The sequence below is a fragment of the Bacillus sp. NPDC094106 genome (genome assembly GCF_044764345.1).
Taxonomy (GTDB): domain Bacteria; phylum Bacillota; class Bacilli; order Bacillales; family Bacillaceae_G; genus Bacillus_A.
In genome coordinates this window covers 81,465-96,613 of the sequence record NZ_JBIWHY010000014.1, presented here as the reverse complement: position 1 = coordinate 96,613, position 15,149 = coordinate 81,465, and the positions used below count along the sequence as shown (strand labels likewise).

The 15,149-nt window shown below is 34.0% G+C and carries 14 protein-coding genes and 2 pseudogenes; 5 read left to right on the top strand and 11 right to left on the bottom strand.

Translation table 11 applies throughout. From position 1 onward, the window contains the following. Positions 1-8 precede the first annotated feature (8 nt). A complete protein-coding gene (locus tag ACIQ7L_RS19785) occupies positions 9-440 on the top strand; it encodes a CotY/CotZ family spore coat protein (RefSeq protein WP_400571129.1) in 432 nt (143 codons plus the stop codon). Positions 441-492: 52 nt separating this feature from the next. On the opposite strand, the gene ACIQ7L_RS19780 is transcribed toward ACIQ7L_RS19785, so the two are convergent. Further along, complete coding sequence (locus ACIQ7L_RS19780) at positions 493-1,083, bottom strand: CotO family spore coat protein (protein WP_400571128.1); 591 nt, start codon at positions 1,081-1,083, stop codon at positions 493-495. A 50-nt stretch (positions 1,084-1,133) separates the two neighbouring features. Beyond that, positions 1,134-1,862 (bottom strand): glycosyltransferase, encoded by a 729-nt coding sequence (locus tag ACIQ7L_RS19775; protein WP_400571127.1) that lies wholly within the window; start codon positions 1,860-1,862, stop codon positions 1,134-1,136. 200 nt (positions 1,863-2,062) lie between these two features. Here ACIQ7L_RS19775 and ACIQ7L_RS19770 point away from each other — a divergent pair, with 200 nt between their 5' ends. Beyond that, the gene (locus ACIQ7L_RS19770) at positions 2,063-3,016 is read left to right on the top strand and encodes a GDP-mannose 4,6-dehydratase (RefSeq protein WP_400571126.1); all 954 of its coding nucleotides are present in this window, start codon (positions 2,063-2,065) and stop codon (positions 3,014-3,016) included. Positions 3,017-3,274: 258 nt separating this feature from the next. Here the strand turns inward: ACIQ7L_RS19770 and ACIQ7L_RS19765 are convergent. Then, positions 3,275-3,550: pseudogene (locus ACIQ7L_RS19765) on the bottom strand (cupin domain-containing protein); the annotation flags it as partial. Between ACIQ7L_RS19765 and ACIQ7L_RS19760 the strand changes: the two are divergent. Next, positions 3,527-4,572: pseudogene (locus tag ACIQ7L_RS19760) on the top strand (ISL3 family transposase). The pseudogenes ACIQ7L_RS19765 and ACIQ7L_RS19760 sit on opposite strands and share 24 nt — an antisense overlap. Before the next feature lie 104 nt (positions 4,573-4,676). Here ACIQ7L_RS19760 and ACIQ7L_RS19755 read toward each other — a convergent pair. From ACIQ7L_RS19755 to ACIQ7L_RS19730, 6 genes are all read right to left on the bottom strand, one after another. Next, on the bottom strand, positions 4,677-5,675 hold the full coding sequence (locus ACIQ7L_RS19755; RefSeq protein ID WP_400571125.1) for a glycosyltransferase family 2 protein: 999 nt from the start codon (positions 5,673-5,675) through the stop codon (positions 4,677-4,679). After that, the gene (locus tag ACIQ7L_RS19750) at positions 5,644-5,898 is read right to left on the bottom strand and encodes a hypothetical protein (protein ID WP_400571124.1); all 255 of its coding nucleotides are present in this window, start codon (positions 5,896-5,898) and stop codon (positions 5,644-5,646) included. The genes ACIQ7L_RS19755 and ACIQ7L_RS19750 overlap by 32 nt, the downstream gene beginning before the upstream one ends. 314 nt (positions 5,899-6,212) lie before the next feature. Then, positions 6,213-7,310, bottom strand: coding sequence for a glycosyltransferase family 61 protein (locus ACIQ7L_RS19745; RefSeq protein ID WP_400571123.1), 1,098 nt, complete (start codon positions 7,308-7,310; stop codon positions 6,213-6,215). 167 nt (positions 7,311-7,477) lie between these two features. Continuing rightward, a complete protein-coding gene (locus ACIQ7L_RS19740) occupies positions 7,478-8,758 on the bottom strand; it encodes a UDP-glucose dehydrogenase family protein (RefSeq protein WP_400571122.1) in 1,281 nt (426 codons plus the stop codon). Positions 8,759-8,786: 28 nt separating this feature from the next. Further along, on the bottom strand, positions 8,787-9,605 hold the full coding sequence (locus ACIQ7L_RS19735; protein WP_400571121.1) for a UTP--glucose-1-phosphate uridylyltransferase: 819 nt from the start codon (positions 9,603-9,605) through the stop codon (positions 8,787-8,789). A gap of 486 nt (positions 9,606-10,091) precedes the next feature. Continuing rightward, on the bottom strand, positions 10,092-10,952 hold the full coding sequence (locus ACIQ7L_RS19730; RefSeq protein ID WP_400571120.1) for a glycosyltransferase family 2 protein: 861 nt from the start codon (positions 10,950-10,952) through the stop codon (positions 10,092-10,094). A 486-nt stretch (positions 10,953-11,438) separates the two neighbouring features. Between ACIQ7L_RS19730 and ACIQ7L_RS19725 the strand changes: the two genes are divergently transcribed. Together ACIQ7L_RS19725 and ACIQ7L_RS19720 are read left to right on the top strand one after the other, a co-directional pair. Beyond that, a complete protein-coding gene (locus ACIQ7L_RS19725; RefSeq protein ID WP_400571119.1) occupies positions 11,439-11,807 on the top strand; it encodes a class I SAM-dependent methyltransferase in 369 nt (122 codons plus the stop codon). A 287-nt stretch (positions 11,808-12,094) separates the two neighbouring features. After that, positions 12,095-12,475: a hypothetical protein gene (locus ACIQ7L_RS19720; protein ID WP_400571118.1), complete on the top strand. Its 381-nt coding sequence runs from the start codon at positions 12,095-12,097 to the stop codon at positions 12,473-12,475. Positions 12,476-12,548: 73 nt separating this feature from the next. On the opposite strand, the gene fabI is transcribed toward ACIQ7L_RS19720, so the two are convergent. Beyond that, the gene (gene fabI, locus ACIQ7L_RS19715; RefSeq protein WP_400571117.1) at positions 12,549-13,325 is read right to left on the bottom strand and encodes an enoyl-ACP reductase FabI; all 777 of its coding nucleotides are present in this window, start codon (positions 13,323-13,325) and stop codon (positions 12,549-12,551) included. A 143-nt stretch (positions 13,326-13,468) separates the two neighbouring features. Then, positions 13,469-14,518: a Fic family protein gene (locus tag ACIQ7L_RS19710; protein ID WP_400571116.1), complete on the bottom strand. Its 1,050-nt coding sequence runs from the start codon at positions 14,516-14,518 to the stop codon at positions 13,469-13,471. Positions 14,519-15,149: the final 631 nt, after the last annotated feature.

Genomic DNA, 15,149 nt, shown 5'->3' with positions numbered 1-15,149 from the left:
TGAAATAAATGAGTTGTAATGAAAAACATGGTCACAATAAAGATTTTGACTGCGTATGTGATGTTGTACATTTCATTGTTGAATTACAATCCGCATGCGTCGACTTTATCTGTACTTCCAATTGCTTAAACCCTATGCTAGGTATGCCGTCTAGTGGAATGAAGGCTAATACAAGAGTATTTTCCTTATACACTAAAAATGGTGACATATTTAAAGCACACTTCCTCGATCACGGTTGCGACAATGACGACGACAGGAAGTCGAAGTTCTTCCGAGCAGAAAGCGTAGATGGCTGTTGTGCCGTATTACGAGTATTAAAATTAGCCGATGGAAGTTTTCCTATGTGTCATTTTGAAAAAACAGATCAATGTATCGTTGTAGACTTAAATTGTTTCTGCGCAATTGCATGCGTAGAAGACACTTTTATTCAAGGCGTTTAATTATGTAAACTTAAAAACTATAAGCGGTAGAATTTTTCTACCGCTTTTCTATTTACGCTAGTCCCTTCATTCTTATCGTTTCAATATCTGCAAGTGCTATAGTAACAAAATTGAATTGAGTACCACTTTTCATTTTCAAAACTTCTTTCTCAAATGATATGATATATCCAACATATACCTCTTCCTTCGTTTGAATGGCACACTGAATATTAGGAATGTAATGAGGTCTATTCAATACATAATTGATTTTTTCCACATTGGTCATTTGTGCAAAAACTTTCTTTTCCTCTACCTCTTTCTCTATTTCTAATTCATTATCAACCGAAACACTTTCCTCTTTAGCTGAACAAAGCTTTTCCTTTTCCTCTACCTTCTTATTATCAACTGAAACACTTTCCTCTTCAGCTGAACAAGGCTTTTCTTCTCCCTCAGTCTCTATTTCTTCACTTTCCACCTTTGAACTAGGTATATTGGATAAACTTTCACCCTTATTTTCCTGATTTACATCTAATTGATATTGTTCACTAGGATTTTGTTTTATAATAAATACTTTTTGCATATTCCCAACTAGTTGGGAGCGTTTTGATTGCGCAATATAGAGCAGTGGTTGTTGTTCTGTAGAATTTTCTTTCTCCTTCCCCATCTTTCTTCCTCCTTTACTTTACTTGACTTACTTGCTGTTCCTTTTTATAGTTACTGAAAAATGTCCTTTGAATCATACTCAATATATTCTTTAAAATTGGCAACTCTCCTCAACATCGTTGATTTTTCAAAAAGTTTATATTCTTGAAATGTAGAAGTATGATGACGGATATTAGGGTAGCGAATATACACATAGTTATATTTAGAAGTACTGTATAATTTAAAACCTTTTCTAAAACAAGCCTTCAAAAAAAGCGTATCCTCCCCTACATTTACTTTTTCAAATGCCACATCTTGAAATATTTCCTTTTTAAAAACGAAAGTGGCACCTACTAAATATTTCTCATATAATTCTTCTTTCAGACGTAACTCAATAAATTCTTTCTTCTCATTAAAAAGAGTAAGCAGTTGATTACTAAGATAATAAATAAAAATGGTACTCTTCCCGACCATATCTGCACCACTTACTTGTAATCCTTTCAGCGCTTCTTGTAAATAATACGAGGAATAATAATCATCATCATCAAACTTTGCAATATAATCGTATTTTGCTTTCGGAATAGCAAAGTTATAGCACTCCCCAAGTGTAATACTGCTTTTCAATCGAAAAACACGAACATTTTCAATTTCTTGTGCCTTTTTTCGCCACCTATCTATATCCATAGCATCATTATTCAATATAATAATTAATTCTTTCTCCTTATGCCGTTGACGCTCATAATTGTTAAACACATTCTCCAAAAAATGCCCGCGCTTTGTAACCGTAATGATCGAAACCATCTATTCGCCCCCATTATGATTTATTACCCACTGGGGCCTTCCTACACAAAACATGTTTATAACATCATACGAATAACATCCATTGTATATTCCAAAAACCGCCCGGAACGTTCCATTTTGTCTTTCATATACTGTTATTGGCGAATTTCTTTACATTTAATAAAACATACTTTCGTATACAACAGCACGAGGTGAGCAAATTGACAAAAACCGTTGTAATTACTGGAGTTGCTGGTTTTCTTGGCTCTTATTTAGCTAAGACTCTCTTAAACACAAATGGAACTTTTATAATAGGATTGGATAATTTATCTACCGGGAAGATAGAAAATTTGCAAGAAATACTTCATAATAGTAATTTCAAATTTCTACAAGCCGACGTATCATCATCTGATATTTTACAACTAGCATCCCTATCAGCAGTAGATGAAATCTATCATCTTGCATCTCCTGCCTCTCCAAAATTCTATCAATCAATTCCATTTGCAACGATTGATGTAAATATTCAAGGAACAAAAAATATGCTAGAATTAGCGAAACGAACAGGTGCAAAAATTCTATATACGAGTACGAGTGAAACTTACGGAGACCCTGAAGTTCATCCGCAAGATGAAACATACAGAGGAAATGTAAATACATGGGGACCAAGAGCCTGTTATGATGAATCGAAACGGATGGGAGAAGTTCTATGTTATTTATATCATTCTCTTTACAACGTTCCTGTTAAAGCGGCTAGGATTTTTAATACGTATTCAGCTGGATTACGAAATGATGATGGGAGAGTTATATCCAATTTTGTAACACAAGCATTGACAGGACAAGACATTACTGTATATGGAGATGGTTCGCAAACACGGTCATTTTGTTATGTAACAGATACAATTGCAGGACTTATGTTAATGATGGAAAATGAAGCAGCAAATGGTGAGATTATTAATATTGGGAATCCTATCGAATATAAAATTATAGATGTTGCACATTTAATGAAGAAACTCACAAAATCATCTAGTTTAATTTCTTTTCATCCATTACCAAAAGATGATCCGAAGCAAAGAAGACCGAATATCGAAAAAGCTAAAAAACTTCTTGGATGGGAACCAACTGTACATTTAGAAAAAGGATTGAAACTTACAATTGATGCATATAAAAATATTTGAATTTACAGAAATCAGAAAGCAACCTCCCTTTACAAGGATAGGCTGCTTTCATACTTTTTGTACCCGTATTTCTTTTTTTATATCAATTCCAGCAGAACAAACCTTGGCTTCTCATGCTCATTTTATCCTGCGTTTTGCATGAATACGCTATTAGATTCTAATCTTTAAAGCAATCTATCCTTAAATCCTTTTCAGATTTTATATCATGAAAGAAATAAATTGTATGACACCGTTCAACTTAACGCAAATAGTGCCGAATTATTCAAGTTTTATTTTAACTAGATATTGCTCTAATTCTTCGCATGTCATATATATTCTGACGATATCCTCTTCGATTAGCTCACTTCCGACTTGAACTTCGATAAGTTCAAGATCTGTAAACGCCTTAATACCGTATTTTGCACCTATCGGAATTTCTAATATATCGTCTGGCTTCACATGAAATAACTTATCATTGAGTACAAATAACCCTTCTCCAGAAATAATTGTCCATAACTCCCGCCTTTTATTATGCTGTTGATAACTTATATTTGTCCGATTTGTTTCGGAAAAACACATCGTCATGAATCCACGATTCGTCGTTTTCGTCATGACTTTGCTTGGCATATTGGCACACTTTGGATTGAACTCGTTGTGCCTCGCCAGTGTTGCACGTGCTGTAACTTTACGTTTACATATGATTACGGACTTGGGTTAATTCGTTCTTCCACGGCTTCGTTTCGCCGTGAAATTGTGCGTCGTTGTCATGGTCGTACCTTGTCAGATGTGGCACGGGAATACGACATTCCTTATACCACGTTAGAACGTTGGTTTTATTTCTATGCGCCCGAACAACTTGTTGAAGAAGAGGCGCAACACCTTTGCGTAGATGAGTTTGCGATACGTAAAGGACATTCCTATGCGACAAGTGTGCTAAATGCAGAAACCGGACGTATTTTGACGATCGTCCCCCACCGTGATCAGGTAGCGATTGCATCGGTCTTAGCGAAGATAACAGGAAACATCAAATCGATGGTTAGTGATTTTGCGCCAGCCATGACGAATGCGATTCAATCCGTTTTCCAAAAGGCTGTTCACGTACTGGATCGCTTTCATTTAATTCAGTTTTTCACAGAAGCGTTACGTAGACGCAGACGTTATTTAAATGAAGCAAAAAAGCATCGCAAAGTACGTTTTATCGACAGTTGCCTTGCACGTTGTCCGAGCGATTTAACCGAGGAAGAAAGAGAATTTGTCGTGCAATGGTGCCAAAAGGATGGGCATGTGAAGCATCTTTATCAAGCTTCACAACATATACAACAACACTGATACAATCCAAAAAACGATTAAAAGACTGGTTCAAACGTTATCAATTTCATGTTTGTGGTGCTGTTTCAAAAATTGCTAAAACCTTGATTGCACGTGAAAAAGCATTACTTGATACGATTCTTTCACCACTTTCAAACGGCATCATGGAAGGCACAAATAACAAAATTAAACTCATCAAAAGACGTGGTTTTAGTTATGGAAATGACAATCATTTCTTCCTGCGACTTCGCTTGGAAACGAGGCGTTGAGTTTGTCACCCCCGACTTTTGGTGATGAACCAGAAAATCTTTTTTGTTAGCCTATATTTTAGTTTAATCATCTCAAAAAAATCGAACGATTATATACTTTAAATTTACACCTCGTTCCATAATACAAATAAATTTTTATTAAATTCTATACCTCTAATCCTTGTTAAACTAGCTAGCAAATGGTAAGTATCATATCCATCTAGGATGACTATTCCATCTATTTGCTTCTCATTAAAGAGCTGTTTTATGTTTTTAAATACAGCCCCGTTCTGACAATATTCTCGTACGGTAAAATCTACAAAAGGAGCAACATTCCCCTTGAAATTTTCACAACTATCGCTTGTTCCAATAACAATAAGAGCAGGCGTATATTCCAGCATTGAATAACAAATCTTCCTTATCCCTCTTAACGAAACAATATTTACTTGAATTTGCGTTTTTAAAATATCAGTATGACTAACAGAATACGGATCTATCCTTCGTTGATATAAAACTTTTGGCACCACTTCTAATTGTCCAACTTCAAACATTCGCATTACAAATAAATCATAATCTTCACCAATCCCTAAAGTAGTATCATACCCACCACATTCTACAAGTACTTTTTTAGAAGCAAGAGCCGTTCCAACACATACTGGGCAGCCCTCAAATCGTGCGTTCATGATTTGTTCGCTACTAATAATTCCATTATGGTATCGTTCTATTTCTTTAAGGTTGTTCTCGTCTACTGGTATGTTTCCAGAAATGCACTCAATCATTGAAAAAACGGCAACTATATCTGAGTTCATTTTCACATACTTAATTTGTTCTTCTAATCGATTAGGTAAACTTATGTCATCAGCATCTTGAATTGCAATCCAATCTCCTTTGGCAAGTCCGATGGCTACATTCCGTGCAAAACTTACCCCTTGATTTTTCTCTAGGTGAACAACTCTTACTCTAGGATCAGCAATCGTATCAAGTATTTGACTCGTGCTATCTGTAGATCCATCATTTACAATAATATATTCAAAATCTTTATAGGTTTGATTTAAGATACTGTCTATACATTCCTGAAGGTAGTCCTCATCGTTATAAACAGCTGTAATAACAGAAATAAGCATTATGATTCCCCTCACTTATAAGCGTATCAGTTAAATACGGATAAAATCCCGTCTTATCCAAGTCCTCTTTTTGAAACAATGCAGAGCTTACCTTATCTCCGTCTATCCCAGATAATTCAATTAACCGTATAATCTCTATCTCAGCAGCAATATTCTCTAAAATCACTTCAAAAAATGTAAGGGAAGTTTCAATTAAATCTGAATCTTCCCCAGGATACCACAAGGAATAGACACAACCAACATCAAAGCTATAATACTTTTAAAAAAACATTATATTGTTTAAGTATCCTTCCTTACTATCATTCACAATATTTTTCGGGTGTTCTTGATGATAGGTACATCCATTGGGAGCATCCATTATCTTCGCCCCATGTTTGTAAAGACGATAACTGAGCTCCCAATCCTCTGTCCCCACCCTTTAAATCCTTTATAAAATGATCCTACGGCATCTATCAGGCTCTTCTTAAATGATAATTTTTGAGAGATTCCAAATATCCAAGGGAAAAAAACCATGAAAATTCTCGCCAAGAAGAAATATTATATAAGATCAGCTAGTAATAAGGTATTTTTTAATTGCTGTATATCTATAACTATGTCGTCTTCCACAATCCAAGAGTCTACATAATCAAGCTGACTTTCCATCTTCCCAATAATATAATAATAATCTAAATTCATATAGTTACTTAACCTCCAGTACATAGGATGCACATAGTTGGGAGAAAACAATTCTATTACTTTTGTATTCGGATTGCAAAAAACAAGATTGGCGAAACCACTTCCATGCGGGGCAATAATAACTTCTGCTGATACAAAAAGGTTGATTTGTTCCAAGACTGACAATTCTTCTAAAACCACTTTCTTAAACCCGTGTTTTTTCAACATTTCGAATACTTGTTCTTCATTTAATAACTTACGCCATCTCGCATTCTCCCTACTTACAAATACTCTTTCATAGCCTGTTATTTTCTTGCTATATCGAAGAAGTTTATTCCGCAAATAATCGCAGGCCCATTTCGGTATAGCTCCTGTATAACCTATTAAAGATGGTACAATTACGTTTCTAGCCTCTAAATGAAAATTTTCATGAACAGTTAAGATGCTATCTGATTCAATCTCGAATAAATCAAGGGTTTCCTTCTGAAATTTCAAATTGTGTTGGTTGCTCATAATAATTTTGTCATACTGAATGTTTCCTAATTCAAGTAGGTATAAGCGAGCTAATATATCAAACATCCAATGATAATAGGTAGCACTAGCATTAAATGTTAACACTGCAATATTCCCTCGATGTTTTTGCAATCTAGGCAGATTTCTCCTATCAAATACAGAATGTTCTTCAGGCTTTTTACCAACCTCAGGCGATAATTCAAATAATAGATGATTATCCTCTGTTATGATACTCTCATAAAAAACCCTCGCATTGTTTAATACAACTAAGAACGCAGGTTTAGATAGATGCAGTTCTTCACCAAATCTCAAATGCACTTCACTATAGATAGTTTTCGGTGGAGAGGTGCAAAGATAATCCATCATTCCTAAATCGATATAGCTATTTTGCTCCTTTCTTCCATTTGAATTTCTCCAATCATCTACAGTTGTATATACCCCTCTTGGCAGTCTTAACCTTTCACTCATTTTTATACGCCCCTTATAGACATTCATCTCTTCGTCTTTCATACTATATTATCTTCGCTCAAATAATAGCTAGTACCAATTTCAAGGCTATTAGGTTTATCAACTCATTCAATATTCTATTTATTATGTGACAAATAATTCATAAATTTGCTCTTTATTAGAAATACTTAACAATAGCCAACACCTTGATACATAAATCCTAACCTTTTCATTTTTTGTGCATCCAAACAGTTCCGACCATCGAAAATAAACGGGACTCTCATTTTCATTCTTATCAAGTCCCATTGTAATGATTTATATTCTGCCCAGTTCGTACAAATGATAATTGCATCAGCACCTGCACTAGCCTCTTCTACACTCTGAAACTGATAAACATTTGGTAACGATATCGTTGCGATAGGATCGTGTACTCTAACATTAGCCTCTTCCTTCACTAAATAATTAATAATAGTTAAAGAAGGAGATTCTCTTATATCATCCGTATTAGGTTTAAAAGACAATCCAAGAACTGTAATCGTTTTCCCTTGAAAAATTCCAAGCTGCTTTCTTATTTTTTTTAGAACATACAAAGGTTGCGTTTTATTAACCTTCACAACGCTTTCTAAAATAGATAAATTGCTAGCATTTTGTTTTGAAATATTTAACAACGATTTCGTGTCTTTTGGGAAACATGATCCTCCATATCCAATACCTGCCTCAAGAAAACGCGTTCCAATCCGTTTATCTAATCCTATTCCTCTTGAAATATCTTTCACATTTACATCAAGTTTCTCGCACAGTCTCGCTAACTCATTCATATAAGAGATTTTTAATGCTAAAAATGAATTAGCCGCATATTTAATCAACTCTGCTGCTCTTTGTGTCGTTTCCATATAAGGAGCTTTCACATTATGAAATAATTCCTTCATTTTCCCAAACGCTTTAGTACTAGAAGCACCTACGACAATTCTGTCCGGATGCAAGGCATCATAAAGGGCTGATCCTTCTCGTAAAAATTCTGGATTAGAGACTACATCAAATTCATATGATGCTTGTTTCGATTCCATTATCCAGTTTGTGACCTTTTCTGCTGTTCCTACAGGTACTGTACTTTTTGTAACGATAACTTTATATTCATTCATATATGTTCCAATCGCTCTCGCTACTTGTTCTACATATGTTAAGTCTGCACTTCCATCCTGATTTGATGGTGTACCTACACAAATATAAATCATTTCATTTTTTTGAATTGCTTCTTCCATATTTGTTGTAAAAATAATATTCTTTTGGCTTAATTGTTTACAAAGCAATTCCTCTAAACCGTCTTCAAAAAAAGGAAGTTTCCCAGCTTTTAAACTACTGATCTTCTTTTCATCTATGTCTAGCCCCATCACTTGATGACCTTGTTCAGCAAATACAAGTGCAGTTGTCGTTCCTACATATCCTGTGCCAATAACCAATATATTCATATTTTCCTCCTTAAAGAAAACCTGTAAATTACAAGGAGCTATTTCTTTTTTTAAACACTTCATTTATAAGTGCTATATATTCACTCTCTTTTCCTAAATCGAAGCAGTGTTCCTCTAATACTTTTGCCATATAATTTTTAGTAAGAAGCATTTGTTTCATTGCATCTGTTAATTGAATTTCATTTCCTACACCAGGAATAACTTGATTAAGAAAGAAGAATATTTCAGAGGTAAAAACATAGCGCCCTATAGCAGCAAGATTAGATGGAGGAGAACTTTGAGGTTTTTCAATTATATCGGTCATCTTATACAAATTTTTTTCTATCTGAGTTCCTTTTATTACTCCGTATAATCTCAAATCATCTTGTTTCATCTCTTTAACACCTATAACGTTTGTTTGATATTTATCGTAAATCTCTATTAGTTCGCTTAGCATACTCCTTTCTTCATTCATAAAAATTTGATCAGGAAGCAATACAGCAAAAGGCTCATTACTTACAAATCGCTCTGCTAGCTGCACTGCAGCTCCTAATCCAGTTGCATAAGGTTGACGTATATATTGAACATGAACGTTTGGAGGGATAATTGTAGAGATTAAGTGCTCTTTTTTATTTTTTGTTAAGAACACTTCTAGTTCTATAGAACGATCAAAATAATCCATAATCATATTTTTAGATTTAGATGTAATAATGAGAATTTCCTCGATACCAGCATCAATTGCTTCTTGTACAATATAATTGATTGCAGGACAACCGCAGATAGGAAACATTTCTTTTGGTATAACCTTTGTAATGGGAAGACTTCTCGTTCCATACCCTGCAGCTGGTATAACAGCTTTTTTTATCAAACTCGATCACCTCATTTCCTAATATGATAAAAGAATTATATGTGATATTTATCTACACCAAACTATTTCTGATTACATTAGTTAATATATTTAAACATGTCTTTTTTGTTACATCTTGTTATTTTTTTATCAAATATTTCAAAAATACATGTAGAAATCGAGTAGAAGAAAAGTTTACGATCCATCACATCTGTGGGATGTGAAACTTAGACGCCATTAATGAGAATATAGTCAGATTATTCAATATAATATAATATTGAATAATCTGATTACCCTAAGGACATATTGTAAGCTTGAAACTACAGAATTGATAGAATGCAGAGAAACTTGCACGTACGGTTCTTAGAAGAATTGGAGATAATAATTCCCTCGCTTATCTGGATAAATCTGACGTGTATAGAATGAGAATGCACCAACAATTTGGTGATATGATTGATTTATTGGTTAGATACCCCTGAATGTACCTTCCCTTATCGATCCGTACTTTTAGATCGTTATACTTGTTTTATAGTGGTCAGTGTGAGCAATAACTGAACACCGCCACTGTAATATGGCATCATCTTGTTCCTTCCATGTATGGTCATCTTTATTGGTTCTTCTTAAATAAACCAAATTATATTTATCTGCTGAAAATATTTTAAAACCTTTTTGAATACTATCCTGGCAAAAATATACATCTTCAGAATTGGAAACATCTCGATACTGAACTTGATCAAAAACCTTCCTTTTTACAATTTTTTTTCCTCCATCTAAAAATGAACTCGCATCTAGGTATTTATATTCTTCAGAAGGATTCCGAAGTGCAAGAATCTCTTTTTCTTCTAGGTATATAAAATAGGTGTTTTTCCCAACTATATCCGCATCAGTGTATAGAAATGCATGCATTAGGTCAGTTAAATAATTAGGGGCATAGTAATCATCATCGTCAAATGTTGCAATAAAGTCATAATTGGCCTTTTCTATGGAAAAATTATAACAGTGGCCTAAAGACTTCTCTTGCGGTAATTGATAGATAAAAACATTTTTATAGCCATACGCCTTTTTTTCCCATTCGTTAATATCCATATCATCACTATTTAAAATGATAATAAGTTCTTTTTTTTCCCAAATCTGATTTTGATAATTTTCGAATATATTTTCTATATAATGAGATTTTCTTGTGCAAGTCACAATTGAAACACTTTCCCTCTCTACTTTAGAGTATTTATCTCTCAACCCCTGCAAAAAACATTTACTGTAATCTGGAATATCCAACAGTTCTGACATATTTCTATTTTGATCCTCTTGAGACTTTAAAGGTACAATGGTTTTAAATAATTGTTCAATTGTTTGTGTTGTATGAGTCACACCATCACCTCTTTAATTAATTAGTTATATAATATGTAAAATTTCTGGAGTGGACACTTATAAATGTCATATAAAATTATACTAATTTTGTTCTATGAGGTACTAAAAAGTTGAAGATCATCGTAAAAATAATTTTCTCTCCTTACACTACTCGCATGTCTTTTTGAAATAACTTTGGAAAATGCACTACTTAAGTAAAAAATCGAATTAATAGTAGCAAAAAGAAGTATTTTAAATATCATATTTATGAATGTAAAATTTCATATATTTTTTCGTCTATAAGTCCATTTGAGGAATTTGTAATGTTAACTATATTAAACATTACATTCAAGCACAAAAATAATATGTGGCATTATAAGATTGAGAAAGGGGTACCGTTTTAATATGAAAACTATGAAAAGTATATACGAACTACTATCAATTGTAGAAAGTATTGAGGGATAGCTGTTTAAAAATGAACAATTTGCATTATTACATTTACCTTCAATGGTTGATCATCTGTCTGGAGATATAGTTGAAATCGGTTCATATAAAGGAAAGATTACAATTGCATTAGCTCTCGGAAGTTCTTTAATGAGCATAAAGAAACGTCCAATCTACGCGATTGATCCATTCATTGCATCTCCTCCCTATAAGTTTTTTGAAGATAATGTAAAGAATCATAGACTTGAAAAATTTGTTATTCCAATAAAAAAATATAGTACAGAAGCTTATGATAATTGTCCTAATTCTATCGCTGCGATATTCATAGACGGAGACCATGAATATCCAGGTGTTAAGCACGACATTATTCATTATGCCTCAAGAGTTGTAAAGGGAGGATTAATCGTTTTTCATGATTATGCTGATTATTAGCCAGGAGTCATCAAAGCAGTAGATGAACTTTGTAACAATGAAAACTTTGAATATGTTACAATATATGACAGTTTATTATTCGTTAGGAAGCTGTAAATATATAGGATCTAGTTCTGCGATTGATCTGAGTCAAAGTTATCCACTATAAATTATTAAACTTAATCATCATTACTACCTTATTGATTGAGTTCCGTTGTCTCATCTAATGCTTTTTCTTCCTCAAATAATATACAACAAAACTACCTTGAGCCATATTTTTATCTTCAATGATATGGTGATTCGTCATAATGATTCCATTATTAATTAAAAAGCCTGTTCCAAGGGCACCAGAAGGAGTTGTAATTCTACAGATTGCTCTTGCTTTCTCCACTCCTTTATGTATTTTTTCAAAAATCTCCTGCTCTGTTTACCGTCTTAGTTCTTCATTGTATTCCCACTCTTTTTCATCAGGAGATATGCACAAAATAGAAAAAGCTCTTCTTTTCACTAAATCTCTAAAACCGCTTGGTAATAAAGGAACTATATCTTTCAATCCATATTCTCTTCCAATCAAGGAAATTATTTTCTCATGTTCTATCATCGTGATTCTTCCCACAAGTGTTTATAGCAATATCATGGCTTATACTCATATTTTTTCGCTTGTATATCAAGATAAAAAAACAAAATAAAAACCTCCTGAATCGTATAATTTTTTACGATCCAAGAGGTTTTTTACTCATTTTAACTATTCATATAGGAGTATTACCCTAAAATATGATAACCAGAATCCACATGAATGTTCTCACCAGTAACTCCAGTTGCTAAATCACTGAATAAGAATAATGCTGTATTCCCTACTTCTTCTTGCGTTACGTTACGGCGAAGTGGTGCACGTTCTTCGATTTGTTTTAAGATGCTGTTGAAGTCGCCAACACCTTTAGCTGATAGGGTACGAATTGGTCCTGCTGATACAGAGTTTACACGAATGTTGTGTTGTCCTAAGTCATTTGCTAAGTATCTTACACTTGCGTCTAGTGATGCTTTTGCAACACCCATTACGTTGTAGTTTGATACAACGCGTTCTCCGCCAAGGTATGTTAATGTTACAATGCTGCCGCCTTCTGTCATTACTGGTTTTGCAGCTCTTGCAACAGCTGTTAATGAGAATGAGCTAATGTTTTGTGCAAGTAAGAATCCGTCACGAGATGTATCAACAAACTCACCTTTTAAGTCGTCACGGTTTGCAAATGCGATGCAGTGTGCTAAGCCGTGTACAACACCAACTTCTTCTTTAATTGTTTCAAAGCAACGAGCGATATCTTCATCGTTTGTTACATCACATGGTAAAACAAGTGATTTTTGTCCTTCTAATGATTCCGCTAAGTCACGTACGTTTTTCTCTAAACGCTCACCAGCATAAGTGAAAATTAAGTTTGCTCCTGCATTATGTAGAGAACGAGCAATCCCCCATGCAATGCTGCGTTGGTTCGCAACACCCATAACAATAATATTTTTTCCTTGTAAGTTGAGAAGATTCATTTATTTATCCCCCTAAATCTATTTAATATAATCAGTTATTAGTACCTGGTAACATATTTATATCATATCACAAATTTAAAAGAAGGCAAAACAAAAAATCACAGATTCTCAGCAATGCAATTTTGTTCAACGTCATTTCCTCATTATATTTTCATCCACTTCGCATTTCTGCCTTTACCAACGGGCTCAATTTTCTTTTGATCTCGCAAAGACTTTAGTACTCGGTTAATTGTTGCTTCTGCGACATCTGGACAAGCATTCCGAATATCTTCTTTTGTAAAATAACCAAGTCGATGTGTAATAAACTCTTCTACACGCTGACTCTTGTTTCCTCTTGTCGTTTCAATTGTTCCAACACGACTCTCTAATTCTTTATATGCCGCAATCATTGTGCCAAGCCAGTAATTTGTCCAAAATAAAATATTATGATCACCGCTATGCCAATTTGCCGATGACTTGCGCAACATTTCATAATACGAATCTTTGCTTTCTTCTACAATTTTTTCTAAGCTGATAAATCTTCCTACCTCATAACCAGCACGATACAATAAAAGCAATGTTAATAACCGGGCCATTCTCCCGTTTCCATCATTAAATGGATGAATACATAAAAAGTCTAAAATAAATGCAGAGATTAAAAGAAGTGGATCTACTTCTTCTTTACGAACACATTCGTTATAGTACTCACATAACTCTTCCATCGCTCTTGGGGTTTCAAAGGCAGAAAGTGGCTGAAAACGAATAAATCTCTCCCCTGTTGGTAGCTTTTCCTCAATTACATTATCCGTATTTTTCCACTTCCCTCCTTCTAATGGTACAAATTTATATAAATCCCTATGTAGCTGCAAAATTACATTACTATTGATCGGAATTGCTTCATATGCTGAATGAATCGTAGCTAATACATCACGATATCCAGCAATTTCACCTTCTGATCGATCCATTGGGTCTACTTTATTTTCCATTAATCCTTTTAAGCGCTGATTTGTAATAACAATACCTTCAATACTATTGGACGCTTTCGTACTTTGAATAATTGCAACGTTTTTTAATGTATTCAAAATTTGCGGAGATTGTTGTTTGTATAATTCTTGTTTCCCTTTAAACTCGTTGATTTTACTAATTAAGCGAACCGTATGCATCGGAAAAGCTAAATCATTTAACCTTTCATTACGAAATGACATCATAAACATTATCATCCCCTTATCATATTCAAAAAAACAAAAAATATTATTTTTATTATAACATAAACATAGTGAAACAATAATAAACATATTCTTTTTTTTACAAATGATTATATTTTCTTTGCGACAATGTACTTCTCTCGTTACTTCATTCGATAGTTCGTCCATCATGTCATTTTGAACATCACATATTCTCTTCTTTATTAAAATACAAAATATTTCATAATGAAAAAATAAACCTGTCCGATCTGTATCTGTATAATTCCATTATGTTTTTTCAAAATATAAACCGCGGCTATGAAGAATAAAAGTGAACCGCTCTCACTTTCTCCCTTTGTTTTAACATGGCACGGGGCGAAAATAGGCCCTAACCGCTTCTATGCATGGTCGGATCCTCTCTCCCACCTAAAAAGAAAGGTTTTTTATGTGTATTTATACAAAGTCACACTTCCATCACCAATCATACTTTTCGGGTTTCACATCTGAATTACTGCTACGAAAACTCAAGCTGACCTACCCTCACTTTCTCCCTTTGTTTTCACTCGGCACGGGGCGAAAATAGGCCCTAACCGCTTCTATGCATGGTCGGATCCTCTCTCCCACCTAAAAAGAAAGGTTTTTTATGTGTATTTATACAAAG